Here is a 24283-nt window from a genome sequence, read left to right as displayed (position 1 = left end):
CCATGAACAAGCCCATCGACGCCCGCCTGCTGCAGCCCGCCGAGCCATTTGCCGACTACCTGAAGAACACCGCCGCGCGCATCGACCCCGCGGCCGAGGCGGTGGCGCACGAACTCGGCGCGCGAGTTGGCATCAGCCGCCCGCACGAATCGGCGCACCTGCACGTGGCCGGCGAAGCCACCTACATCGACGACATTCCCGAGATTGCCGGCACGCTGCATTGCGCGCTGGGCCTCTCGCCCGCAGCCAACGGCCGGGTGACGGCGCTGTCGCTCGATGCGATTTGCGCCATGCCGGGCGTGGTGTCGGTGCTGACGGCCGACGACATTCCTGGCACCAACGACTGCGGCTCGATCGTGCACGACGACCCGATATTGCTTTCGCTGAAAGACGGCGGCCAGATCCGCTACCTGGGCCAGCCGGTGTTCGCGGTGATTGCCGAAAGCCGCGATGCCGCGCGCCGCGCCGCCGCAAAGGCCAAGGACGCCATCGCCGTCGAAGCCGAGCCGCCCGTGCTCACGCCGCAGGATGCACACGCGCGCGGCCAGTATGTGGTGCCGCCAATGCACATCGTGCGCAGCGGCGGCGTGGCCAACGAAGGCGACGAGGCGGCGGTGCGCGCCGCCATTGCCACCGCGCCGCACCGCCACAAGGCCACGCTCGACGTGGGCGGGCAGGAGCAGTTCTACCTCGAAGGCCAGATCAGCTACGCCATTCCGAAGGAGGGCGGCGCGCTGCACATCCATTGCTCCACGCAGCACCCGAGCGAGATGCAGCACCTGGTGGCGCATGCGCTGCACCTGCAGTCGAACGAGGTGCATGTCGAATGCCGGCGCATGGGCGGCGGCTTCGGCGGCAAGGAATCGCAATCGGCGCTGTTCGCCTGCGTGGCCGCGGTGGCGGCCAGCAAGCTGCGCCGCCCGGTCAAGCTCAGGCTCGACCGCGACGACGACTTCATGATCACCGGCCGCCGCCACTGCTTCTGGTACGAGTACGACGTGGGCTATGACGACGAGGGACGTATCCTCGGCGCAGAGATCACCATGGTCTCGCGCGCCGGCCACTCGGCCGATCTTTCGGGCCCCGTGATGACGCGTGCGCTGTGCCACTTCGACAACGCCTACTGGTTGCCCAACGTGGCAATGCACGGCTATTCGGGCAAGACCAACACGCAGAGCAACACGGCCTTCCGCGGCTTTGGCGGGCCGCAAGGCGCCATTGCCGTCGAGAACATCCTCGACTCGGTCGCGCGCGAGCTGAAGAAAGACCCGCTCGACGTTCGGCGCGTCAACTTCTACGGCAAGGCGGAGAACAACGTCACGCCCTACCGCCAGACCGTGACCGACAACATCGTGCACGAACTGGTGGCCGAGCTCGAAACGAGCAGCGATTACCGCGCCAGGCGCGAGGAGATCGCCGCGTTCAACCGGAAGAGTGTGGTGCTCAAGCGCGGCCTCGCGCTGGCGCCGCTCAAGTTCGGCATTTCGTTCAACGTGAAGCATTTCAACCAGGCCGGCGCACTGGTGCATGTGTACACCGACGGCTCCATTCTTGTGAACCACGGCGGAACCGAGATGGGGCAGGGCCTCAACACCAAGGTGGCGCAGGTGGTGGCGCACGAACTGGGCGTGAGCTTCGAGCGCGTGCGCGTGACCGCCACCGACACCACCAAGGTGGCCAACACCTCGGCCACCGCCGCATCGACCGGCGCCGACCTGAACGGCAAGGCCGCGCAAGATGCGGCGCGGCAGATCCGCGAGCGGCTTGCGCAAAGCGCGGCCGAACGCCATGGCGGCAAGGCAAGCGAAGTGCGCTTTGCGAACGACAAGGTCGAGGTCAACGGCCGCACGCTGGCCTTCAGCACCGTGGTGGGCGAGGCGTATCTCGACCGCAAGCAGCTCTGGTCGGACGGCTTCTACGCCACCCCGGGCCTCAGCTGGGACAAGGAAAAGATGCAGGGCCGCCCGTTCTACTACTACGCCTATGGCGCGGCGGTGAGCGAGGTGGTCGTCGACACGCTCACCGGCGAATGGAAGTTGCTGCGCGCCGACATCCTGCACGACGCAGGCAAGTCGCTGAACCCGGCCGTGGACATCGGCCAGGTCGAAGGCGCCTTCATCCAGGGCATGGGCTGGCTCACGACCGAAGAGCTGGTGTGGCACCCCCAGAGCGGCAAGCTCACCACGCACGCCCCCAGCACCTACAAGATTCCGACCGCCAACGACTGCCCGCCGATCTTCAACGTGCGCCTGTTCGAAGGCCAGAACTTCGAAGACTCCATCCACCGCAGCAAGGCCGTGGGCGAACCGCCGCTGCTGCTGCCGTTCTCGGTGTTCTTCGCCATCCGCGACGCGGTGTCCGCCGCGGGCGGCCACAGGGTCGATCCGCCGCTGAAGGCGCCGGCCACGAGCGAATCGATTCTTCGCGCCATCACGGCCGTCCAGTCCGCATAGCCCACTCGTAGACTTTGGCGCATGTCCAAAGTCCTGCCAATGCCCTACGCCCTCGTCCTCTTCGCGAAACACCGCGGAACCGGCCTTGCCGGGCCGCGGGTGCGGCCCACCGCCGGGGGCCAAGCCATGCGTGACCAGGCCTTGTTCGACAAGATCGACCTGCACCTCATCCGGGTGCTGCACACCGTGCTGACCGACCGCAGCGTTTCGCGCGCCGCCATTCGCCTGGGCATGTACCAACCGGCCGTGTCGGCCGCGCTGAAGCGCCTGCGCGAACTCTCGGGCGACCCGCTGCTGGTGCGCTCGGGTTCGGGCATGGTGCCGACCGATGCGGGGCTGCGCATGATCGAGCCCGCGGCCAGCATCCTGCGCGCGGCCGAAATGCTGTTCTCCGATGCGCGCGGCTTCGAGCCGCAGTCGGCGGCCACCACCTTCCGCATCGCGGCGAGCGACTACATGGACCCGCTCTTCCTGCCGATGCTGGTGGCGCACGTGAAGCGCGAGGCGCCGCTGTGCCAGATCGAGATCCATGCGCTCACGCCCGATTCCGACTATCACGGCCACCTTGCGCTCGGGCAGGTCGATCTGGTCATCGGCAACTGGCTCAAGCCGCCCGAAGACCTGCACATGGCGCGGCTCTTCGGCGACGAGGTGGTGTCGCTGGTCAACCAGGACCATCCGGCCGTGCGCCGCGGCTGGGACCTGGAAACCTGGCTCGCGGCCGAGCACATTGCGCCTACGCCCATGCACCCGGGCGGGCGCGGCATCATCGACCAGATGCTCGACGAGCTGGGCAGGCAGCGCAACATCACGGCGCGCTGCGCGCACTTCAGCCTCATTCCGGACATGGTGGCCTCGAGCCTCTTGGTGCTCACCACCGGCCGCCAGTATTGCGAGCGCTTTGCCGCGCGGCTGCCGGTGAAGATTCTCGATTGCCCGGTGGCGCTGCCGCGCCTCATGTACTACCAGCTCTGGCACGAGCGCACCCATTCGTCGAGTTCCGCGCGCTGGCTGCGCGAATGCATCAAGGACGTGGCGGCCTCGCTGCGGCCCGCCTTCACCACCCAGGCCCAGCGGGCCGTCGCAGCGGAGGCTCCCGACCCGCCCTGACGAATCCTTCGGCCGCGCCGGCGTCGCGGCCGGGGCGACGATGAACGAACCGCCAAATACAACAGCTGGAGACAAGCGACATGAACAGGTTTGAAGAGGTGCCCAAGGTCACCGATCCCCACGCCTCGGGGACAGCCGCGCGCACCGCGCCGCGGAATGCGGGCTTGCTTGAACGCATGTTCAAGCTCACCGAGCACAACACCACCGTGCGCACCGAGGTCATCGCAGGGCTCACCACCTTCCTGACGATGGCCTACATCATCTTCGTGAACCCATCGATCCTCGGCGATGCAGGCATGCCGAAGGGCGCGGTGTTCGTGGCCACCTGCCTGATCGCGGCGCTGGGCACGCTGATCATGGGGCTGTATGCCAACTACCCGATTGCCATGGCGCCGGGCATGGGCCTGAACGCCTACTTCGCCTACGTGGTGGTGCTGGGCATGGGCTACACGTGGCAGGTGGCGCTGGGCGCGGTGTTCATCTCGGGCTGCCTGTTCCTCATCGTCACCGTCACCGGATTGCGGGAGCTGTTCATACAGGGCATACCGCAGTCGCTTCGAACGGCGATCACCGTGGGCATCGGCATGTTTTTGGCGCTCATCGCGCTCAAGAGCGCGGGCGTGGTGGCCGCCTCGCCGGCCACCTTCGTCACGCTGGGCGACCTGCATTCGGCGCCGGTGGTGCTGGCCACGCTGGGCTTCCTGGTGATCGTGGCGCTCGACCGGCTCAAGGTGCGCGGCGCGATATTGATCGGCATCCTGCTGGTGACGGTGCTGTCGTTCTTCTTCGGCGGCAACAAGTTCCACGGCGTGTTCGACGCGCCGCCGTCCATCGCGCCCACCTTCATGCAGCTCGACATCCTGGGCGCGCTGAAGGGCGGCATCCTGAACGTGGTGCTGGTGTTCTTCCTGGTCGAGATGTTCGACGCCACCGGCACGCTGATGGGCGTGGCCAAGCGCGCCGGCTTGCTGGTACCCGGCAAGATGGAGCGCATGAACAAGGCGCTCCTGGCCGACAGCGGCGCCATCTTCGCGGGCTCGCTGCTCGGCACCTCGAGCACCACCGCCTACGTGGAAAGCGCGGCGGGTGTGCAGGCAGGCGGGCGCACCGGCCTCACGGCCGTGGTGGTGGCGGGGCTGTTTCTCGCGTGCCTGATGATCTCGCCGCTCGCGGGCTCGGTGCCGGCCTACGCCACCGCGCCGGCGCTGCTGTTCGTGGGCTGTCTGATGCTGCGCGACCTGGTCGAGCTCGACTGGGAAGACACCACCGAAGTGATTCCCGCGGCAGTGACCGCGCTGGCCATGCCGTTCACCTACTCGATTGCCAACGGCCTGGCCTTCGGCTTCATCACGTATGCCGTGCTCAAGCTCTTCACCGGCCGGGCACGGGAAGTGCATGCGATGGTCTGGGTGATCGCAGCAATTTTCCTGTTCAAGTTCGCCTACATCGGCGGACACTGAGCAAAGCGCCGTCGGGCGCCGATGGTTGCGGGGACGCTATTAAACTTGTAGCTATGTTTTCCGCTTGTTGCTGTTGAACGAGACAAACCCACGAAACCCGGCATGACAACCCCCAGACTCCAGCTCGCGAACATCAGCAAGCGCTACCCCGCGGTGGTGGCGAACAGCGACATCTCGCTGGCCGTGGCGCCCGGCGAGATCCATGCCGTGCTCGGCGAGAACGGCGCCGGCAAATCGACGTTGATGAAGATCATCTACGGCTCGGTCAAGCCCGACGAAGGCACCGTCATCTTCGACGGCCAGGCCGTCAACCTGCGCAACCCGCAGCAGGCGAGGGCGCTGGGCATCAGCATGGTGTTCCAGCATTTCAGCCTGTTCGACACGCTCACCGTGGCCGAAAACGTGTGGCTGGGCCTGGACAAGTCTCTGCAGCTGGCCGAGGTGGCCCGCAGCATCACGGCCAAGGCGAGCGAATACGGGCTCGACATCGATCCCTCGCGGCCGGTGCACACGCTCTCGGTGGGCGAGATGCAACGCGTGGAAATCATCCGCGCGCTGCTCACCAACCCCAAGCTGCTGATCCTGGACGAGCCGACCTCGGTGCTCACGCCGCAGGCGGTCGTCAAGCTCTTCACGGTGCTCAACAAGCTGGCCTCCGAAGGCTGCAGCATCCTCTACATCAGCCACAAGCTGCACGAGATCCGCGAGCTGTGCACGGCCTGCACGGTGCTGCGCGGCGGCAAGGTCACGGGCGTGTGCAATCCGCAGAACGAAAGCAACGAGTCGCTCTCGCGGCTGATGATCGGCGCCGAGCCGCCGCCGCTCAAGCACCGGCCGGTGCATGCGGGTGCGGTGGCGCTGCATGTCGACAGGCTTTCTCTTGCGCGTGAAGACCAGTTCGGCGTCGACCTCGACGGCATTTCGTTCGAGGTGCGCGCCGGCGAGGTGGTCGGCATTGCGGGCGTGTCCGGCAACGGCCAGAAGGAGCTGCTCTACGCGCTCTCCGGCGAAGACGTGCGCGCCGAGGCCGCGATGGTGCGGGTGTTCGACAAGCCGGCCGGCCGGCTCAGGCCCCGCGCGCGGCGCGCACTTGGCCTGCACTTTGTGCCGGAAGAACGGCTGGGCCGCGGCGCGGTGCCCACGCTCGGCCTTGCGCACAACCTCTTGCTCACGCGCGGCAATGCGGTGGGCAAGGGCGGCTGGATCCGCACCTCGGCGCTCGAAAAACATGCCCGCGGCATCATCGAGCGCTTCAACGTCAAGGCCGGCGGACCGAATGCCGCGGCGCGTTCGCTCTCGGGCGGCAACCTGCAGAAGTTCATCGTCGGCCGCGAGATCGACGCCAACCCCAAGCTCTTCATCGTCGCGCAGCCGACCTGGGGCGTGGACGTGGGCGCCGCCGCGCTCATTCGCAGCGAAATTCTCGCGCTGCGCGATGCGGGCTGTGCCGTGCTGGTGGTGAGCGAAGAACTCGACGAGCTGTTCGACATCAGCGACCGGCTGCATGTGATTGCCAAGGGCCGCCTCTCGCCATCCATCGACCGCGCGGCCGCCACGCTGCCGCAGATCGGCGAGTGGATGAGCGGCCTCTGGGATAAGAACAGCAACAACAAGGAGGCGGCCCATGCTTAAGCTCGAACCCCGCCCGGAGCTTTCGCGCTTCTGGACCTTTGCCTCGCCGATCCTGGCGCTGCTGATCACCGTGCTGATCGGAGTGGCGCTGTTCGCCGCGCTGGGCAAAGACCCGGTCAAGGGCCTGCTGGTGTTCTTCTACGAACCCATCAAGAGCGGCTACGCCATCGGCGAGCTCACGATCAAGGCCACGCCGCTGCTCATCATCGCGCTCGGCCTGGCGGTGTGCTTTCGCTCGAATGTGTGGAACATCGGCGCCGAAGGCCAGTTCGTGTTCGGCGCCATTGCCGCAGGCGGCGTTGCGCTCATGGCCGACAAGACCACCGGCTCATGGATCGTCGTGGCCATTCTTGTTGCGGGCACCCTCGGCGGCATGGTGTGGGCCGGCATCGTGGCGTTCTTGCGCGACAAGTTCAATGCCAACGAAATCCTGGTGAGCCTGATGCTGGTGTACGTGGCCACGCTGCTGCTCGGCTACATGGTGTTCGGCCCGTGGAAAGATCCGCAGGGCTACAACTTTCCGCAGTCGAAAACCTTCGAGGCCGTGACGCAGATTCCGCGGCTCTTCAAGGGTTCGCGCGTGAGCATCGGCCTGATCATCGCGCTGCTCGGCGTGGGCGCGCTGTGGGTGTTCCTGTTCCGCACCCGGGCCGGTTTCGCCCAGCAGGTCGGCGGGCTAGCACCGGCGGCCGCGCGCTACGCGGGCTTCTCCGCACGGCGAGCCATCTGGATCGCGCTGCTCACCTCGGGCGGCGCCGCAGGCCTGGCCGGCGCGCTCGAAGTGGCCGGCCCCCTCGGCCAGCTCACGCCGTACGTGCCGGCGGGCTACGGTTTCGCGGCCATCATCGTGGCCTTCGTCGGGCGGCTGCATCCGGTCGGCATGGTGTTCTCGGCCATCCTCATGAGCATGTTCTACATCGGCGGTGAGTTGGCGCAGTCGCGTCTCGGCCTGCCCAAGTCGCTCACCGGCGTCTTCCAGGGCCTCCTGCTCTTCACGCTCCTGGCGTGCGACACGCTCATTGCGTACCGCATCCGCCGCAAGGCAGCCGCCAAGGCCGCTAGCCACACGACGAGCTCGCTGCAAGCCAGCACGCCGTTGACTGCGCCGGCCGCGCGTTCGACCGAAGGAGCGCTCTGAATGAACCGCCGAACACCAGCAGCGTGCCCCAGTGCACAGGGCATCGGGTGCTCCGCGCAGCGAAATAAAGGAGGAGCCGAAGGCGGGGGACATTCGCGGAGGGGAGTACCCGGTGGCCTGTGCACCCGCCCTGAACAAGAGCGCAAAGAACGCGCCCTATCGAACAACAGTACCCCACGCCGGAGCAACTGAAAAATGGACAGCTACGCACTCCTGCTGGGTTCCACCCTCAGCGCCGGCACCGTGCTCGCCATTGCGGCACTGGGCCTCCTCATCAACGAGAAAGCCGGCATCGTCAACCTCGGCGCCGAAGGCATGATGCTCTGCGCCGCCATCGCCGGCTTTGCGACGGTGGTCATCACGCACAACCCCTGGCTCGGCTTCCTGGCCGGCATGGCGGCCGGCGCATTGCTGGCAGCCTTCTTCGGCGTGCTGGTGATCTGGCTCAACACCAACCAGTACGCCACCGGGCTTGCGCTCAGCCTGTTCGGTGTCGGCTTCTCCGCCTTCGTGGGCATCAACTTCGTGCAGGCCAAGCTGCCCGAAAGCGTGTCGTACGCCGTGCCGGTGCTCAGCGACATTCCGCTCGTCGGACCCGCGCTGTTCCGGCATCACCCCATGGTGTATTTCGCGGTCGTCCTGACCTTTGGCCTGATCTGGTTCCTGTACCGCACCCGCGCCGGGCTGGTGCTGCGCTCGGTGGGCGAGTCGCCCGAATCGGCGCATGCGCTCGGCTACCCGGTGCGGCGCATCCGCTTCATGGCGGTGATTGCGGGCGGCGCGCTGTGCGGGCTGGCGGGCGCGTACCTCTCGACCGTCTACACGCCGCTGTGGGTCGAAGGAATGGTCGCGGGCCGCGGCTGGATCGCGCTGGCGCTCACCACCTTTGCCACCTGGCGGCCGATTCGCGTGCTGCTGGGCGCTTACCTCTTCGGCGGCGTCTCGATGTTGGGCTTTCACCTGCAGAGCAGCGGCGTCGACGTGCCGCCGCAGTTCCTCAGCATGCTGCAGTACATCGCGCCCATCGTGGTGCTGGCCCTGATTTCGCGCAACCCGGCGTTCATTCGCATCAACATGCCGGCATCCATCGGAAAGCCGTTCTACCCCGGCTCATAATCTCGTTTTTCGTTTTCCGCCAACCTGTCCTTTTTGAGGATTTCCGACAATGAATGATCTGAACAAGCGCTCTTCCCTGCTCAAGCTCGCCGCCCTGACCGCGGTGGCTTCGGCAGCCCTGATCGGCTGCGGCAAGAAAGAAGAGGCAGCGCCACCGGCCGCGGCCCCCGCGCCCGCCCCGGCGCCTGCTGCCGCCGCACCGGCACCGGCCGCGCCGCTCAACATCGCATTCGCATACATCGGCCCGGTGGGAGACGGCGGCTGGACCTTCGCGCACGACAACGGCCGCAAGGCGCTTGAAAAAGAATTCGGCGACAAGATCAAGACCACTTTCGTCGAGAGCGTGCCCGAAGGCGCCGACGCCGAGCGCGTGTTCCGCGACATGGTCGGGCAGGGCAACAAGCTGATCTTCGGCACCACCTTCGGCTACATGGAGCCCATGCTCAAGGTGGCCACCGACAGCAAGGACGTGAAGTTCGAGCATGCCACCGGCTACAAGACGGCCGAGAACATGCGCACTTACGACAGCCGCACCTACGAAGGCGCCTACATGGCCGGCGTGATTGCCGGTGCCATGACCAAGAGCAACACGCTCGGCGTGGTGGGCTCTGTGCCGATTCCCGAGGTGCTGCGCAACATCAACAGCTTTACGCTGGGCGCACAGTCGGTCAACCCGAAGATCACCACCAAGGTGGTGTGGGTGAACGAATGGTTCAGCCCACCGAAGGAAACCGAGGCGGCCACCGCGCTCATCAACGGCGGCGCCGACGTGCTGTTCCAGAACACCGACTCGCCGGCCGTGCTCAAGACCGCACAGGAAAAGGGCAAGCGCGCCTTCGGCTGGGATTCGGATATGACCGCCTACGGCCCCAAGGCCCACCTGGCCTCGGCCACCATCAACTGGGCGCCGTACTACATCAAGGCCACGCAAGACGCGCTCGACGGCAAGTGGGCCACCGGCCAAAGCTGGTGGGGCGTGAAGGAAGGCGCCATCGACATCGTCTCCATTGCCGAAGACGTGCCGGCCGACATCAAGACCAAGGTCGAAGAAGTGAAGAAGGGCCTGAAGGACGGCAGCTTCGTGATCTGGAAGGGCCCGATCCTCGGCCAGGACGGCAAGGAAGTGGTCGCCAAGGACGCCGTGGCCGACGACAAGTTTCTCTCTGGCGTGAACTTCTACGTCAAGGGCGTGGAAGGCAAGGTGCCGGGCGGCGACAAGAAGTAATCGCTTCGAGCGTTGCATCCAGAAAAGGGTCGCCTGCGGGCGGCCCTTTTGTTTCAAGCGGCTGAAGTTCAGCTTGGGCAGCCGCTCACCGGCCCGGGGTATTCCATCTCGAGCATGACCCAGTTGCGCCGCGCCATGCCGTGGCGCGCGCCGATCTCGCACAGCGTGCGGTCCAGTTGCTGCACGGGCTTGAGCGTTGCCGAGAGGGGCAGGGGCGGCGCTTTCCCGCTGCTGGAGGGCTGCGCCATGAGCACCAGCCCGCTGCGCAGCGTCACCGGCCCTGAATCCGACACCGCCTCCACGCTGGCGCGCCCGCTGCGCGACCAAGCATCGGCCACGAGCGCCAGGGCGATGTCGTCGCTGCCGTTGCGCACCTCGATGCTGCGCCGCTCGTTGCGCCAGAAAGCGGCCTTGTTCAGCAGAAAGTCGGCTCTGCGGCCTGCGTCGAGATAGAACGGCGTGCTGTCGTGCCCGGGGCTCCAGGAGGCCACGCCCAGCTCGGTGGCGACTGCCTTTGCCTTCTCGGGCCCGCCGATGGCTTCGACCAGTGCGAGCATGGTCGGCACCGAGGCTGTGATGCCGGTGGTCGTGGCAACGCCGCGGTCCACCACGTAGCGCTGGTGCGGCACGTAGGTGGCGCCGGGGTGGCGCTTTTGCAGCGTGCCGCGGTCGTACCAATGGCCCGCAAAGCGACGCCCGTCGAGCAGGCCGGCGCGGCCGACCACCAGCGCGCCGGAGCAGACGCCGATCACGCGCGCGCCCCGCGCCGCCTGCTGCTTCAACCATGCGGAGACGGCGGGGTCGTCCTCCGTGATCATCGCGGGCACGATCACGTAGTCGGCGCCCGAAGGGTTCTGCCGGTCGAAGCCGGCAAAGTCCTGCGCGCCGTCGATCGCCAGTGCGGGATACAGGCTCACCCGTCCGCTGCGCGGCGCCACGATGCGCACCTCGGCCACATCGGCACGCCTGAGCACCGCATGCGGCAGCAGCAGGTCGGTCATCTCGGTGCCTTCGTTCAGCGCGAGCACGGCAATCACGGGCCTGCCGGCACGGCGGGGCTTCAGGGCCTCGACAAAGGCCTGCTTCTCGCGCTCGCTTCGGGACGCGTCCGCGTGCGCGGGCGGCAGCGGTGTCGCGCTCCCGCTGCAGCCTGCCAGTGCAAAGGCTGCAATACTTGCTCCGATCAGCGCCCCAACCCATCTCCACATGGCCGTACCCTTGTCGACGTGACGATGCCCTGAGACTACGAATGCAGACCCTGACCCACAAGGACGAAGAAGCCGCGGTTTCTGCCAGCGATGTGGTGCTTGTCGCGTTCGACGGTGTCGAGGCCATCGACATCGCCGGGCCGGCGAGCGTGTTCAGCAAGGCCGAGCTGCTGCGGCCCGGCAGCTATCGCTTGCACATCGCGTCGCCTTCGGGCGGTAACGTGCTGACGAACGGCGGCCTGAGCTTTGCCGGAACCTGCAACCTGCGGCAACTGCCCGCCGCGATCGACACGCTGGTCGTCGCGGGTGGCGACGAGCCGGGCGTGCGCGCCGCCATCGTGGAGCAGCGGATCGGTGCCTGGCTTGCGGAGGTTGCGCCCGGCGTACGCCGTATTGCCAGCGTGTGCAGCGGGGCATTCGCGCTTGCCGCGGCCGGCCTGCTCGACGGCCGCGAGGCCACCACGCACTGGCGCGCCTGCGACCAGCTGCAGGCGCTGTGGCCGCAGGTGCGGGTGCAGCGCGAACGCATCTACGTGCATGACGGGCCGGTGTGGACATCGGCCGGCGTTACCACCGGAATCGAGCTGGCGCTCGCATTGGTGGAGGACGACCTCGGCCATGCCGTGTCGATGGAGATCGCCCGCACACTGGCGCTGCCCATGCTGCGCGGCGCCGAGCAGCCGCAGCTGAGCCAGGCGCTCGAGGCGCAGGCTTCGGCCAGCCATCGGCTGCGCGAACTGGTGGCGTGGATCGGCACGCATCCGCAGGACGATCTCTCGGTGGAGGCGCTGGCCGGGCGTGTGCAGATGAGCCCGAGAAATTTCGCGCGCGCCTTTGCGGCCGAGACCGGCCGCACGCCGGCGCGCTTTGTTGAACAGATTCGCGTGGCAGCCGCCGCGCAACTGCTGCGCCAGACGCAGTGGCCGCAAGACCGGATCGCGAGCCTCAGCGGCTTCGGATCGGTGGATGCACTGCAGCGCGCCTTCGCGCGGCAGCACGGCCTGACGCCGCAAGCCTATCGAACCCATGACCAAACTTGACGCCAGCACCCTTGCACTGATCGACAACTGCGCCCAAGCTTCCATCCAGCTCCTGGAGCGCAACCTGACGCCGCACGGCATCCTGGCCGCCAGCCCCACGGAGGCGGCGGTGGCGCGGCGCTACACGCGCATCTTCGGGCGCGATGCCGCCATTTGCGTGATGGCGATGTGCGGCAGCGGCGTGCCCGCGCTGGAGGCGGGCGCCGTCGCCAGCCTCGATGCGCTCGCGGCGCAGCAGGCCGCCAACGGGCAGATTCCCAAATACGTCGACCCCGAAGGCCTGGACGCCGACTTCTGGTACCTGGGCTGCATCGATGCCACGCTGTGGTGGCTGATTGCGGTGGACCATGTGCGCCGCCATGGCCGGGTGGGTGCCTCGCACTGGAGCGGCGAGGTGGAGCGCGCCATCGGCTGGCTGCTCGCGCAGGAGCACCAGCACTTCAGGCTGCTGCAGCAGAACGAGGCCAGCGACTGGGCCGACATCATGCCCCGCTCGGGCTATGTGCTGTACACCAACGCGCTCTGGTACGACGTGAAGCGCCGCTTCGCGCTGGAGCACGCCGAAGCGACCGAACATCACTTCAACCATCTGTTCAATCCGTTCCAGCAAGACCTGCCCGAGTACCACCGCGCAAGATTGCTGCGCCACTACGCGCGCCGCGGGCGGGACGACCCGGGCCTGTATCTCAGCTTCGTCAACCTTTCGTTCGTGGGCAACGAGGGCGACGTGTTCGGCAATGTGCTGGCCATACAGAGCGGGCTGGCGGATTCTTCAATGGCGCGGCGCATCGTCAAGACCATTGCGGCGGCGCGCGCCTGCGAGCCTTACCCGGTGCGCGTGGTGCTGCATCCGCTCACGCGCGAGCATGCGCTGTGGCGGCCGTACATGGCGCGCCATCAGCAGAACGTGGTGCACCAGTATCACAACGGCGGCATCTGGCCCTTTGTGGGCGGCTTCTGGGTGATGGCGCTCGCACACCTGGGCCTGCACGATCTCGCCTGGCCCGAGCTTGCACGCCTGGCGCACGTGAACGAACTCGGCGGCTGGCGCTTTACCGAGTGGTTCCACGGCCGCACCCTGGTGCCGATGGGAATGGCGGGCCAGAGCTGGAACGCCGCCACCTTCCTGCTTGCGCAGCGCGCCTTGCAGGGCGGCGAGGCGGCCTGGTAGCTCAGACTGTGAGAACGATCTTGCCGACGTGGCCCGCGCGTTCGAGGTACTGGTGAGCCTTCACCACATCGTCGAGCGCAAAGCTGCGGTCGATGCGCATCTGCAAGGCGCCGCTGGCCAGGCCCTCGTTGACGAAGCGCAGCCCGCGGCCGAACGCGTCCTCGTCGCGCGGAAGGCCCATGGTGGGTGAACCGATGAACTCCAGAACCGTGTAGACGTGGAAGCGCCAGCTCTTGCGAAACTGCGCAAGAACCGGATACCTGAGCTCCGCGCCGCCGGAGAGCCCGTACAGCACATACCAACCGCGCTGCGCGACCACGCCGCCGAGCCGCTCCAGCTGCGCACCGCCCACGCCGTCGTACACCAGGTCGACGCCGCGGCCATCGGTGAGCGCCAGCACGCGTTCGACCACGTCTTCGTCTTGCGTGACCACCACATGCGCCGCGCCCGCATCGAAGAGCGCCTGGCGCTTGGCCGCCGTGCGGGTGGTTGCAATGGCAATGATGCCGGCCGCACGCGCCATCTGCAGCGCCGCGATGCCCGTGCCCGATGAAGCGCCTGTGACGAGCATCGTTTGCCCGCGCTGCAGCCGCGCCATCTCGAACATCGGAAAGTAGCCCGTCAGGTAGGCCATGTAGGCGCCGGCGGCTTGCGCGGGGAGAGCTGCTCCGGGTAGCGGACCACGTGGGCCGCGGGGAACAGGATGCTGTCGCCATACGTAGGGTAGCGGCCCTGATTGGCTCCCGGCAGAACCGCAACCCGGTCGCCGATGGAGAAGCCGCTGACACCCGCGCCGACCGCATCGATGGTGCCGGCCGCCTCGTTGCCCAGCCCGGCCGGCAGGGTTGCATCTTCGATGTACAGGTTCTGGCGCCACAGCGCATCGGCCCAGTTCAGGCCGATGGCCTGCACCGCAATGCGCACCTCGCCGGCGCCGGGCAAGGGCGTTGCCACCTGTTCGATCTTCAGCACCTCGGCACCGCCGAACTCGTGAAAGCGAACCATCTTGCTCATACGAAAACACTCCTTGATAGAACGAAGGCTGCACGACTGAAGCAACCGACCAAGCCAATCTAGTGGCCTTGCGGCAATCAAGGAAATCGATTGAGACGATATTCGGTATGCACTTAATCGATAACTCCATAGCGCCCGGATGAAACCGATCGAACTCAGCCGTATCGACCTGAACCTGCTCACTGTGCTGGCGGCGCTCATGCGCGAGCGGCACGTCAGCCGCGCCGCCGAGCGGCTGAACCTGGGGCAGCCCGCGGTGAGCCATGCGCTGGCGCGGCTGCGCGAGCTCACGGGCGATCCGCTGCTGGTGCGCCAGGGACGCGTGATGGAGCCGACCGAGCGCGCGCTGGCGCTGATGCAGGGGCTTGGGCCGGCACTCGAGCAGATCGAGGCGACGCTGCGCGCGCAGGCGGAGTTCGAGCCCGGTCGCGCCGCGCCGGTGTTTCGCATCGGCCTGACGGACGACCTGCAGATCGCCATGCTGCCGCGGCTGCTTCGCGCGCTCGGTGCCGAGGCGCCGAGCGCCAGGCTGGTCACGCTCACCGTCTGCTACCGCAACGCTGCACAGCACCTTGACGACGGGCAGGTCAGTGCGGTGATGAGCTTCCTGAAAGACCTGCCCGCGGGCGCGAAGGTCCGCAAGGTTCGCACGGCGCGTTTCGCGCTGCTGCGCGCCGACACCGCCGCCGGAAAAATTTCGCTCGACGATTACTGCCGCCGCCGGCATGTGCTCGTGACCTACGCGGGCGACCTCTGCGGCACCGTCGACGAGACGTTGAGCGAACTTGGCCGGCAGCGCGACGTGGCCTTCTCGGTGCCGCAGTTCGGCAGCCTGCCCGCGGTGCTGGCCGGCACCGAGTTGCTGGCCACGGTGCCCGAGCATGTGGCACAGGCGCTGTCTGCGCAGGGCGGGCTTCGCTACGAGGCTTTGCCGTTCGAAAGCCCGAGCTACCAGATCAAGCTGGCATGGCGCGCCGTAACCGACAAGGACCCGGCGGAGGCCTGGCTGCGCAAGGCGATGCTGCGCGCCTTTGGCGATTGAAGCAGCGCCGATATGATCGGCGCCAAACTCACTGGGAGACCGGTATGCGAGTGCACGGCAAGACAAGCCTCCTGGCCACCATGGCGGCCTCGCTGTTCTTTGCGGCCTTGCCACTCAAGGCCGCACCGGCGGACGAGCCGGCCGTCTGGCCGACCGCCGGGTGGTTGGCAAGCACACCCGAGGCGCAAGGCATGGATTCCGCCGCGGTCGCCAGGCTGGTCGACTTTGGCGCCGCCAACGCGATGGACAGCCTGCTCGTCACGCGCTATGGAAGGCTGGTTGCCGAGGCCTACTACGCACCCTACCGCGCCAATCTCAAGCATGCGGTGAACTCCACCACCAAGGCCGTCGTCGGAACGCTCACCGGCATGGCGCTCCAGGACGGGGTGCTGGCTTCGCGCGACCAGCCGGTGATCGACCTCTTTCCCGAGCGCAGCATTGCGAATCTCGATGCGTCGAAGAAGGCGATGACCATCGGGCACCTGCTCGACATGACCTCGGGCATCGATTGGAAGGAGAAGCTTGACGATTCGGTGCCCGAGACAGCACTGCAGTTCGGGCGCAGTCGCGACTGGCAAGGCTTTGTGCTCGACCGCCCGATGGCGCAGCCGCCCGGCGGCGGCTTCAACTACAACAGCGGCAACACGCATCTGCTGTCGGCCATTCTTGCGAAGAAGACAGGCGGCAGCACGCTGGCCTATGCGCAGCGCAGGCTGTTCCAGCCGCTGGGCATCGGCGACGTTCGCTGGCGCAAGGACCCGCAGGGCATCGAGACCGGCGGCTTCGGTCTTTACCTGCATCCGCGCGACATGGCGAAGATCGGCTACCTCTACTTGCGCAAGGGCCAATGGGAAGGGCGCCAGTTGCTGCCCGCCGCGTGGGTGGAGCAGGTCTTTCAAGCATCGGTGGACATGGGCTTCAAGAATGGGCCCGTCTTCCGCTATGCGAACGGCTGGTGGACCATTCCGGAAAAGCGCGCCTACATTGCGGCGGGCATGAACCGGCAGCTCATCATCGTGATGCCGGACATCGACGTGGTTGCGGTCGTCACGGGAAGGCGCAACTACCTGCTGCCTCCGTTCATCGACATGATCGCGGCCTCTGCGCGTTCGGCCCGGCCGCTGGCCGAAGACGGCGCTGCGCAGGCCGTGCTGGCCGATCGCATTCGCGCTGCATCCGTAGAAAAGCAAAGCCCCGTGGCGCCTGCGCCCGAGCTTGCTGCAACGGTCTCGCGTAAGGTCTGGCAATTCGACCGCAATCTGTTGGGTGTGAGACGCCTGATGCTCGATCTCACGGCGGCAAACCCAAGCTACGAAATACTCTTCGACAACGGCCGCACCGATGCGCCTGCCGAGCCGGTGACCGGGCCGCTGGGGCTCGACGGCTACTACTGCATCAACGAAAGGGTTGCCGACGCGCCGGTTGCGGTCAGGGGCGACTGGACCGACCCGCAGAGCTTTCGCATCTTCTCGCGTTCGCTGAGCGATGGCGACGTGTCGATGTACCTGCTGCGCTTCGATGGCGCCAGGCTGAACGTGGCTTTCGAAAACAACCGAGGCTTCAAGACCCAGGTGCAGGGCAGGGCCGCGGACTAGCGGCAACCATCGAATCAGGCAGCAGTCGCCACGATTTTCTCGATGGCCTCCACCGCGCGCGCCAATCCGTTTTCCGCACGCATCTGCTCGCCCAAGGCATGCGCCTTGGCACGCACCTCCGGGCGATCTGCAAATGCAATGGCCCGCGCCAGTTCATCCGCGCCCAGGCGGCTGCCTGCAACCCCCTCCGGCGCAACGCCTGCCAGCGCCATTCGGTGCGCCCAGAAGAACTGATCGCCCGCAAAGGGCACCACCACCGACGGCACGCCCGCGCGCGGCCGAATGCGTGGTGCCCGAACCGCCGTGATGCACCACCACCGACATCAGCGGAAACAGCCAGTCGTGCGGCGTGTCGCCCACCACATGGAAGTTGGCGGGGAGCTGCTGCACGTCGATGCCGCTCCAGCCGGGGTTGAGCACGGCACGCCGGCCCGCGACGGCATCGACCACCACCTGGCGCAGGCGGCTCGCGTCGAAGCCGGTCATGCTGCCGAAGCCGATGTAGACCGGTGGCTCGCCCGCGGCGAGGAAGGTGCTCAGCGGCTGCGGCGGTTGCCAATCAGGTGCCGGCGGAATCCACTGGCCGCACACGGCGGCGTTCGCGGGCCAATCGGCCGGCCGTGGCACAAGGCTGGGCGAAAAGCCGTAGAGCGCCGGGTGCGCGGTCCACATGCGGCGGCGCGGCGGCAGGCCGCACACTTCGGCGCGTGCCGCATTCAGCGCCGGCCGGAATGCACGCCACAGCATCGCAGTGACCAGGTGATGGCTGGCGCGGTTCAGAAAGCGCGGCACGCGCGAAGGCGGCAGGAAAGGTGATGCGAACTCACGCGTCGGGGTGAGCGGGAACATGCCGGCACCAATCGCGGGCACATCGAGTGCTTCCGCCGCCGACAGCCCCACGAAAGCGGCGAGTCCCGCACACACGATGGCGTCGCAGCCGCGCGCAGTCTCGACCGTTCGCCGCAGCCAGGCCGCGGCTTGCACGTTGGCAATGTCCGCAAGCGCCTTGGCGGCCGCCCCGGGCCGGTCGCTCTGCGCCACGACGTTGGCAATGGCCCCGCCGGTGCCCAGCGCACCGCGGATGTCGCCTGCCAATGCATGCGAGTGCACGCCGAGCCGCTGCGCGGTGCCCAGCGTCGACGCGTCCGCCAGCAGCACCGACGCGTGGCCCGCGTTGTCGAGCGCATGGCACAGCGCCGCGAGCGGGCGGGTATCGCCCTCGGTGCCATAGGTAACGACGGCGATCTTCATGCGCGCTTTCTCCGCAGTGGCTTGCCGGCGGCACGGGCGCCGCCGACAAAGATTTCGACAATGACCGCAAACTCGTCGCCGAGCACCAGGCCCGGCTGCGTGAGCCATCGCATCAGCGCGCCGAAGTACAGGTGGTGCAGCAGCGAAGCCAGGTGCTCGGCGGGCAGGTCGGCGCGCAGCGTGCCGTCTTGCTGCGCCTGCGCGATCAGCAGCGCAAAGAGCCCTGCGAGGTCGCGCGGGCGCCCCTGGGCCTCGCCGGCGTCGAGCTCGTCCTCGATGTTGAGAAAGCGGAACCGGAAATAGTCGAGCAGGTAGGCCCGGTAGCGCTCAGACCATTCGGCCGACGCGTCGAGCAGCTGCATCAGCCGCGACTCGAAGCTGCCGGGCTTCTCGGCCAGGCGGCTCAGCCGTTGCGTGTCCTCCGCCAGCTCCTTGTGCACCCAGTGCGCAAGGATCGCCTCCTTGGTCGGAAAGTGGTTGTACAGCGTGCCCTTGGCCACATCGGCCTGCAGCGCGATTTGCTCCATGGTGGTGGCGTTGTAGCCATTGGCTTCGAAGAGCCGCATGGCAATGGTTGCCACGCTGTCGAGCGTTTGGGCGCGGCGCCGCTCGCGCCTGCCTGTAGGTTCTGCGTCTGCCAAAGGTCAGCCATTGAAATATGAACGTCGTTCAAGTTTATACGATGTTCATAATTGACGCGGATCGAGGCGGGCGGGGCGGGAGATCCAAGGCTGGTGTCCGCCCGCGGCCCGGGATATAAGACATTTTTTCTCGGGAGCCGCATCGCCATGCCAAGCCAAACCGCCTCGGTCGCAAGCGCAACCCTTCTGCAAGACACGACGCCGATCGTCGAGCAGTTGCCCGCCGCAATTTTTCGCAAGGACGCCGCGGGGCGGTTCGTCTTCGTGAACGAGCGGTTCAGCCAGCTCAAGCGCACGCCGGCGGACCGGATCCTGGGCCGCACTGCCGCCGAGATCGCCTCTGCCGAAGCGGCACAACGGCCGGACTCGCCTTGGCGGCCGGAACTCGCAGAGCGGGAAGACAGGCAGCACGCGCAGATCGTGCAGACGGGGCAGCAACTCGAGCGCGAAGAAGTTCTTTCTGGCGCGGGCGGGCAGCCCCAGACTTGGCAGGTGGTCGAATCCGCGGTGCTGGGGCCGAGCGGAGCGGTCATCGGCAGCCAGGGGGTCGTGCTCGAGGTGACCCGGCGCCACCGGGAAGACGAGATGCTGGCCAACGAGCGCGATCTTCTTCGCGCGCTCCTGGACAACTCCCCGGACCACATCTACTTCAAGGACGCGCAGTCCCGCTTCATCAAGACCAGCACGGCCCAAGCCCTTGAATTCGGAATGTCCACGCCCGAGGGGCTTGTCGGCAAGTCCGATTTCGACGTCTTCTCCGAAGACCATGCACGGCCGGCCTTCGAAGACGAGCAGGAGATCATCCGCACCGGCCTGCCGATGATCGGCAAGGTCGAAAGAGAAACCTGGATCGACGGGCGGCCCGACACCTGGGCCCTGACCACGAAGATGCCGCTGCGCAACCGTGCGGGCGAGATCGTCGGAACCTTCGGCATCACCAAGAACATCTCGGACCTGAAGGAGGCCGAGCGCCAGATTGCCGAGGTGCACAAGCAACTGGTCGAGGCCTCGCACCTGGCGGGCATGGCCCGCATTGCCACCAATGTGCTGCACAACGTGGGCAATGTGCTCAACAGCGTGAACGTCTCCGCAGCGCTCATTCTTTCGCGCGTTCGTGCTTCCAAGGTGGCCGGGCTTGCGCGGGCGGTGCAACTGCTGGATGAGCATGCGGATGACCTGGGCGCGTTCCTGGCGTCGGACCCCAAGGGCAAGATGCTTCCCGGCTATTTGCGCCAGCTGGCCTCGGCGCTGGTGACGGAGCAGAACGACGCCATCAAGGAGCTTGCGGCGCTGAGCAAGAACGTGGAACACATCAAGGAGATCATTGCTGCGCAGCAGGCCCACGCCGGGGCTTCGAGGCTGCTGGAGAAGGTGCAGATCCGCGATCTGGTCGAGGATGCGCTGCGCATCAACGAAGAGGCTTTGAAGCGGCGCCAGATGGTGATCGAAAAAGAGATTGCCGATGTTCCCGAGTTGATGCTCGATCACGGGCGAATACTTCAGATTCTGGTGAACCTCATCAGCAACGCCGAGCAGGCCATGGACGGCGTGGCCGACCGCGAGCCCAGGCTCACGCTGCGGGTGGAGCTGCTGCCGGGCCAGCGGCTTCGCATCTGCGTGGCGGACAACGGGGTGGGCATAGAGACGCAGGCGCTGACCCAGGTGTTCGTGCACGGCTTCACCACCAAGAAGACCGGCCATGGGTTCGGCCTGCACAGCGCGGTAATCGCCGCGCATGAGATGGGCGGCACCCTCACGGCGCACAGCGATGGGCCCGGCACCGGTGCGGCGTTCACGCTCGAACTGCCGGTCGAGGCCAAGGCAGCGGCCCCGCTCAGCGCAGGCTGAACAGCGCGGCCGCGTTGCCCCACGCAATGCGCTGCGCCACGTCGGGCGGCAGGTCGCCAAGCCAGGTGCGGTAGCCGCGCATGATCTCGTCGTAGGCGCTCCAGCGCTGGTTGACCCAGGTGTCGGAGCCGACGACGAAGCGGTCGGGGTACTTGAGCAGCAGCGCGCGCCAATCGGGGCACAGCTTGCCGCCCTCGCAGGTGAGCCCCGGCCGATAAGAGAGCTCGCCCATCAGCAGCGGGTAGCGTTCCAGCAGCGCCTGCACGCGTTCGATCGGCGCGCCGCCTATGCCCGTGTGTGCCCAGATGAGGCGCAGCGATTGGCCCTTCGATGGTGCGTTGGCCATCAGCAGGTCGATCGCCACGTCGTCGACGTGCGCAAGCACCGCGAGCTTTTGCCGTTCCGCCAGTGCAATGAGCTTCTTGGCGACGGGGCCGTTGGCATTGGCGCTCTCGTACAGGTGGAATTCGCCGATGCCGCGGTAAGGCCCGCTTGCGGTGCCGCGCGCCAGTTCGGTCTGCACCATCTCGTGGATGGTTTCGTCGCGGAACCAGTTGCTGTAGTCGTCGCGGTTGCGGTACAGGCGCACGAAGGGCACCACGGTAACGCCCGCCTCGCGGGTTTCGCGCGCCGCCGCCAGGGTTTGCGTGCCGGCGTTGGGCCGCGAATTGGCGATGATCGCCTTCACATTGTTGCGCTGCATGCGCGCGAGCGCCTCGGCCGGCGGATACGGCCCGGTGTTGCCGTCCCAGGCTTCCTGGTTGTAGTGCAGGTGCGTGTCGAACAGCGGGCCGGCGTAGGGTGTCTGTGCAAAGGCGGAAGGCACGGCAACCGCCGAGCAGGCGGCCAGAAGCAGGGCTGCAATAGGCGCAATGGCTCTCATGGAATCCTCATGCGGGGTGGAAGCGCGATTATCCGGGCCGCGGCGGCCTCGCGCACGGGCGCGGCAGCGCTTATGCTGTGTGCAATCACAACGCCAGATTTGCCCCGCCATGACCGACTACCGACCCGTCTTCGACAAGAGCTTCGGCAACATTGCCGCCGACCGCCTGCCCGAGCTGCTGCGCGCCATGCCCAAGGCCGAGCTGCACATGCACATCGAAGGTTCGCTCGAGCCCGAGCTGATCTTCGCGCTCGCGCAGCGCAACGGCGTGAGCATTCCCTACGCGAGCGTGGAAGACCTGCGCCGCGCCTATGCCTTCACCAACCTGCAGAGTTTTCTCGACATCTACTACGCCGGCGCCAGCGTGTTGCTCAAGGAGCAAGACTTCTACGACATGGCCTGGGCCTACCTGGAGCGCGCCGCGGCCGACAACGTGGTGCGCACCGAGATGTTCTTCGACCCTCAGACGCACACGGCGCGCGGCGTGCCGATGGAAGTGGTGGTGAACGGCCTGCACCGGGCCTGCGTCGACGCGCTGCCCAAGCTGGGCGTGAGCGCCGCGCTCATCCTGTGCTTTCTGCGCCACCTGAGCGAAGAAGAAGCCTTCGAAACGCTGGAGCAGGCGCTGCCTTACCGCGACAAGTTCATCGGCGTGGGGCTCGATTCGAGCGAAGTGGGCCATCCGCCCGAAAAGTTTGCGCGCGTGTTCGCGCGCTGCCGCGAGCTAGGCTTGCACCTTGTCGCGCATGCCGGCGAGGAGGGCCCGCCGGAGTACGTGTGGAGCGCACTCGACGTGCTGAAGGTCGAACGCGTCGACCACGGCGTCCAGAGCGCGAAAGACCCGGCGCTGATGAAGCGGCTTGCGCAAGAGCGCATTCCGCTCACCGTGTGCCCGCTGTCGAATCTCAAGCTCTGCGTGTTCCCCGACCTGGCGCAGCACAACCTCGGTGCGCTGCTCGATGCGGGGCTGGTCGCCACCGTCAATTCGGACGACCCGGCGTACTTCGGCGGCTACATGAACCAGAACTTCACGCAGACCTTCGCGGCGACCGGGCTCAGCGTTCAGCAGGCATGGCAACTCGCGGCCAACAGCTTCGAAGGCAGCTTCATCGACGTGGCGGCCAAGCGCGCCTACGTCGACCGGCTCAACGACGTCTTCGCAACCTTCTGACCGGCATCCGCGGCGGCACGTTGCCGCGGAACCAGCAGCGGCATCGCCACCAGCGCAGCGGCGCTGGCCGCGAGCCACACCAGCGCCCAGCCCTGCAGCGTGAGCAGATGCGGAATGGAAAAGGGCGTGACAAAGCACACCAGGAACACGCTGGTGTTCGCCATGCCGAGGGCGGTGCCGGCGCGGGCCGCGCCGGCCATCGTGGCCAGCTCTGTATAGGCCACACCGTGCCAGGCGGATACGCAGACACCGCTCGCGGCCAGCAGCACCACCAGCGCCACGCGCAACGCCGCCGAGTCGGCCGTGTGCGTGCCAGCCGCCATCACCAGCCCGGCAAGGCCCGCGAACAGCAGCACGCTCAGTGCGCTGCAGGCGCGCAGATAGGCGGGGCGGTTGCGGCGGCGATCGGTCCAGCGGCCGCTCCATACGCGCATGACCATCGCGCCGATCTGTATGAACACCATGGTGGCGGTGATGGTTGCGAGCCCGGCATGGCCGAAGTCATTGAGGAACACCGTGCCGAAAGACAGCACCGCGAACTGCGGCGCGCACAGAATGCCGATGCCGGCCACGATGCGCCAGACGCGCGCATCGCGCAGCGGGCCGCTCTGCGGTGAAGCCGAGGCTTGTGCAGCCCCGGCCTGGCTGCGCGGCGCAATCGGCGGCTCATGCACCCAGGCCCAGCTCATCACCGCGCTCAGCAGGCACAGTACCGCCAGCAGCCCGTAGAGCGCGGCAAAGCCGAAGTGCAGCGCGACAAAGGGCAACACCAGTGCGCCGATGCCGCCGCCCAGCGGCACGGCGGTTTGGCGGATGCTCATGGCAAGCCCGCGCTCTCCGGCATCGAACCACGTCATCACCGCCCGGCCGCTCGCACCGTTGACGCTGCCGCCGAGCAGGCCCACCAGCAGCAGCCCTGCCCCCAGCCAGCCCAGGCCGGGAATGTGCTGCGCGCTGGGCGCGGCCCAGAGCGCCATTGCCGTGAGTGCAACGGCGGTGCTGCCCAAACCCGTCAGCAGCACCGGCCTGTCGCCCCAGCGGTCGGTCAACAGGCCCCAGGGCAGCTCGCTCACCGCAATGCCCAGGCCCATCAGGCCCAGCACCAGGCCAAGCGTGGCGTTGTCGAGCTGGTAGCCGGTGCGCATCAGCACCGCGGTCATTGGAATGCCGCTGAAGGCCACGGAGAAAGCTGCGTTGGCGGCCACGCCCGCGGCCAGCACCTTCCAGCGATGACTGGGCGGGAATGAAGAAGAGGAGGTCGATGGGTTCATTTGCGGCGGAGTTT

The 24283-nt window shown here is 67.1% G+C and carries 19 protein-coding genes and 1 pseudogene; 13 read left to right on the top strand and 7 right to left on the bottom strand.

All coding sequences use genetic code 11. The annotated features are described in order from the left end of the window. The first annotated feature begins 2 nt into the window (after positions 1-2). The 7 genes from xdhB (at position 3) to M0765_RS02200 (ending at position 10134) form a co-directional block, all read left to right on the top strand. Positions 3-2453 (top strand): xanthine dehydrogenase molybdopterin binding subunit, encoded by a 2451-nt coding sequence (gene xdhB, locus M0765_RS02230; RefSeq protein WP_258501767.1) that lies wholly within the window; start codon positions 3-5, stop codon positions 2451-2453. Positions 2454-2579: 126 nt separating this feature from the next. Next, a complete protein-coding gene (locus M0765_RS02225; protein ID WP_258501765.1) occupies positions 2580-3563 on the top strand; it encodes a LysR family transcriptional regulator in 984 nt (327 codons plus the stop codon). A gap of 176 nt (positions 3564-3739) precedes the next feature. Beyond that, positions 3740-5023 (top strand): NCS2 family permease, encoded by a 1284-nt coding sequence (locus M0765_RS02220; protein WP_258508088.1) that lies wholly within the window; start codon positions 3740-3742, stop codon positions 5021-5023. 102 nt (positions 5024-5125) lie between these two features. After that, on the top strand, positions 5126-6655 hold the full coding sequence (locus M0765_RS02215) for an ABC transporter ATP-binding protein (protein ID WP_258501764.1): 1530 nt from the start codon (positions 5126-5128) through the stop codon (positions 6653-6655). Then, positions 6648-7793 (top strand): ABC transporter permease, encoded by a 1146-nt coding sequence (locus M0765_RS02210; RefSeq protein WP_258501763.1) that lies wholly within the window; start codon positions 6648-6650, stop codon positions 7791-7793. The genes M0765_RS02215 and M0765_RS02210 overlap by 8 nt, the downstream gene beginning before the upstream one ends. A gap of 195 nt (positions 7794-7988) precedes the next feature. After that, a complete protein-coding gene (locus M0765_RS02205; protein ID WP_258501762.1) occupies positions 7989-8909 on the top strand; it encodes an ABC transporter permease in 921 nt (306 codons plus the stop codon). 49 nt (positions 8910-8958) lie between these two features. Continuing rightward, positions 8959-10134 (top strand): BMP family ABC transporter substrate-binding protein, encoded by a 1176-nt coding sequence (locus M0765_RS02200; RefSeq protein WP_258501760.1) that lies wholly within the window; start codon positions 8959-8961, stop codon positions 10132-10134. A gap of 68 nt (positions 10135-10202) precedes the next feature. Here the strand turns inward: M0765_RS02200 and M0765_RS02195 are convergent, their stop codons facing one another. Continuing rightward, complete coding sequence (locus M0765_RS02195; RefSeq protein ID WP_258501757.1) at positions 10203-11342, bottom strand: DJ-1/PfpI family protein; 1140 nt, start codon at positions 11340-11342, stop codon at positions 10203-10205. Between the two features lie 41 nt (positions 11343-11383). Here M0765_RS02195 and M0765_RS02190 point away from each other — a divergent pair, with 41 nt between their 5' ends. Both M0765_RS02190 and M0765_RS02185 read left to right on the top strand, forming a co-directional pair. Then, a complete protein-coding gene (locus tag M0765_RS02190) occupies positions 11384-12382 on the top strand; it encodes a GlxA family transcriptional regulator (protein WP_258501756.1) in 999 nt (332 codons plus the stop codon). Beyond that, positions 12369-13553 (top strand): amylo-alpha-1,6-glucosidase, encoded by a 1185-nt coding sequence (locus M0765_RS02185; protein ID WP_258501755.1) that lies wholly within the window; start codon positions 12369-12371, stop codon positions 13551-13553. Before M0765_RS02190 ends, M0765_RS02185 begins: the two co-directional genes overlap by 14 nt. A 1-nt stretch (position 13554) precedes the next feature. Here M0765_RS02185 and M0765_RS02180 read toward each other — a convergent pair whose 3' ends face one another. Together M0765_RS02180 and M0765_RS02175 are read right to left on the bottom strand one after the other, a co-directional pair. Continuing rightward, positions 13555-14187, bottom strand: a complete 633-nt coding sequence (locus M0765_RS02180; protein WP_258501753.1) for a zinc-binding dehydrogenase — start codon at positions 14185-14187, stop codon at positions 13555-13557. Further along, on the bottom strand, positions 14175-14567 hold the full coding sequence (locus M0765_RS02175; protein ID WP_258501752.1) for an alcohol dehydrogenase catalytic domain-containing protein: 393 nt from the start codon (positions 14565-14567) through the stop codon (positions 14175-14177). Before M0765_RS02175 ends, M0765_RS02180 begins: the two co-directional genes overlap by 13 nt. A gap of 139 nt (positions 14568-14706) precedes the next feature. Here M0765_RS02175 and M0765_RS02170 point away from each other — a divergent pair, with 139 nt between their 5' ends. Together M0765_RS02170 and M0765_RS02165 are read left to right on the top strand one after the other, a co-directional pair. After that, positions 14707-15609 (top strand): LysR family transcriptional regulator, encoded by a 903-nt coding sequence (locus M0765_RS02170; protein WP_258501751.1) that lies wholly within the window; start codon positions 14707-14709, stop codon positions 15607-15609. Between the two features lie 44 nt (positions 15610-15653). Beyond that, entirely contained in the window at positions 15654-17204 is a 1551-nt protein-coding gene (locus M0765_RS02165; protein ID WP_258501750.1) for a serine hydrolase domain-containing protein, read from the top strand. A gap of 14 nt (positions 17205-17218) precedes the next feature. Here the strand turns inward: M0765_RS02165 and M0765_RS02160 are convergent. Both M0765_RS02160 and M0765_RS02155 read right to left on the bottom strand, forming a co-directional pair. After that, positions 17219-18455 (bottom strand): annotated as a pseudogene (locus M0765_RS02160) (glycosyltransferase). After that, entirely contained in the window at positions 18452-19096 is a 645-nt protein-coding gene (locus M0765_RS02155; protein ID WP_258501748.1) for a TetR/AcrR family transcriptional regulator, read from the bottom strand. Before M0765_RS02155 ends, M0765_RS02160 begins: the two are co-directional and overlap by 4 nt. A 147-nt stretch (positions 19097-19243) precedes the next feature. On the opposite strand from M0765_RS02155, the gene M0765_RS02150 reads away from it, so the two are divergent. Further along, positions 19244-20944 (top strand): PAS domain-containing sensor histidine kinase, encoded by a 1701-nt coding sequence (locus tag M0765_RS02150; RefSeq protein WP_258501747.1) that lies wholly within the window; start codon positions 19244-19246, stop codon positions 20942-20944. On the opposite strand, the gene M0765_RS02145 is transcribed toward M0765_RS02150, so the two are convergent. Continuing rightward, a complete protein-coding gene (locus M0765_RS02145) occupies positions 20931-21827 on the bottom strand; it encodes an amidohydrolase family protein (protein ID WP_258501745.1) in 897 nt (298 codons plus the stop codon). The two genes, M0765_RS02150 and M0765_RS02145, sit on opposite strands and share 14 nt — an antisense overlap. Before the next feature lie 109 nt (positions 21828-21936). Here M0765_RS02145 and M0765_RS02140 point away from each other — a divergent pair, with 109 nt between their 5' ends. After that, on the top strand, positions 21937-22998 hold the full coding sequence (locus tag M0765_RS02140; RefSeq protein WP_258501744.1) for an adenosine deaminase: 1062 nt from the start codon (positions 21937-21939) through the stop codon (positions 22996-22998). Here M0765_RS02140 and M0765_RS02135 read toward each other — a convergent pair. Further along, positions 22959-24269: an MFS transporter gene (locus tag M0765_RS02135; RefSeq protein ID WP_258501743.1), complete on the bottom strand. Its 1311-nt coding sequence runs from the start codon at positions 24267-24269 to the stop codon at positions 22959-22961. The genes M0765_RS02140 and M0765_RS02135 overlap by 40 nt on opposite strands. Positions 24270-24283 lie beyond the last annotated feature (14 nt).

The sequence above is a fragment of the Variovorax sp. S12S4 genome (assembly GCF_023195515.1).
In the GTDB taxonomy this organism is placed as follows: Bacteria; Pseudomonadota; Gammaproteobacteria; order Burkholderiales; family Burkholderiaceae_C; genus Variovorax.
Note: the sequence above shows the minus strand (reverse complement) of the source record. Positions and strands in the feature narration are given on the sequence as shown.